The following is a 1218-nucleotide window of genomic DNA, read 5'->3' on the forward strand; positions in this document are numbered from 1 at the left end:
TTTTTCATTAATGATGGAACAGACGGATTCCCGTAAATGCCATTACAATGCCATATTTATTGCAAACCTCGATTACATTGTCATCACGAACCGATCCGCCCGGCTGTGCGATGTACTGAACGCCGCTCTTGTGCGCGCGCTCAATGTTGTCGCCAAATGGGAAGAATGCATCAGAACCAATGGTTACACCCTTCATGCCGTCCAGCCATGCGCGTTTTTCCTCACGGGTAAATACCGGCGGTTTTACCTTGAAAGTTTTCTGCCATGCGCCCTCTTCCAGCACATCCATATATTCTTCTCCGATATAAACATCGATCGCATTGTCGCGGTCTGCACGCTTGATTCCATCCACAAACTGAAGATTTAACACCTGCGGAGATTGGCGCAGATACCAGTTGTCGGCTTTCTGACCTGCCAGACGGGTACAATGTACACGGGACTGCTGACCTGCGCCGATACCGATCGCCTGTCCATCCTTCACATAGCATACAGAGTTGGACTGTGTATATTTCAGGGTAATCAAAGATACGATCATGTCGATCTTCGCGTTATCCGGCAGCTCTTTATTCTCAGTCACGATATTCTCCAGCAACTCACGGTTGATTGTCAGATTATTTCTACCCTGCTCAAAGGTCACGCCAAATACCTGTTTTCGCTCCACCGGAGCCGGTACATAATCTGGATCGATTTCAATGACATTGTACTTGCCATTTTTCTTTGATTCCAGAATCTCCAGCGCCTCCTTGGTATATCCCGGAGCAATCACGCCATCCGATACTTCTCTCTTGATGATGCGCGCCGTATCTGCATCGCAGACATCCGACAGAGAAATAAAATCGCCGAAGGAAGACATGCGGTCTGCACCTCGTGCTCTGGCATATGCACACGCAAGCGGAGATAAGTCTCCCATATCATCGACCCAGTAAATCTTACGCATCGTCTCGTCTAACGGAAGTCCTACCGCTGCACCTGCCGGAGAAACGTGCTTAAAAGAAGTTGCCGCCGGAAGCCCGGTTGCCTCTTTCAGTTCTCTTACCAGCTGCCAGCCATTGAACGCATCCAGGAAATTGATATATCCCGGTTTGCCGCAAAGTACCTTGATCGGAAGCTCACTGCCGTCCGCCATAAAAATGCGGGACGGTTTCTGGTTCGGGTTGCATCCATATTTTAACTCAAGTTCGTTCATCTTCATTCCTCCTGTATACCCATTTAAACGCA

Annotated in this window: 1 protein-coding gene; it reads right to left on the reverse strand. The window is 48.8% G+C overall.

Annotated features, from left to right (window positions below):
• Positions 1-7: 7 nt before the first annotated feature.
• On the reverse strand, positions 8-1186 hold the full coding sequence (locus tag QVO97_RS01835; RefSeq protein WP_022358717.1) for a phosphoribosylaminoimidazolecarboxamide formyltransferase: 1179 nt from the start codon (positions 1184-1186) through the stop codon (positions 8-10).
• Positions 1187-1218 lie beyond the last annotated feature (32 nt).

The sequence above is a fragment of the Clostridium sp. CAG:43 genome, assembly GCF_000434655.1.
In the GTDB taxonomy this organism is placed as follows: domain Bacteria; phylum Bacillota; class Clostridia; order Lachnospirales; family Lachnospiraceae; genus Otoolea; species Otoolea fessa.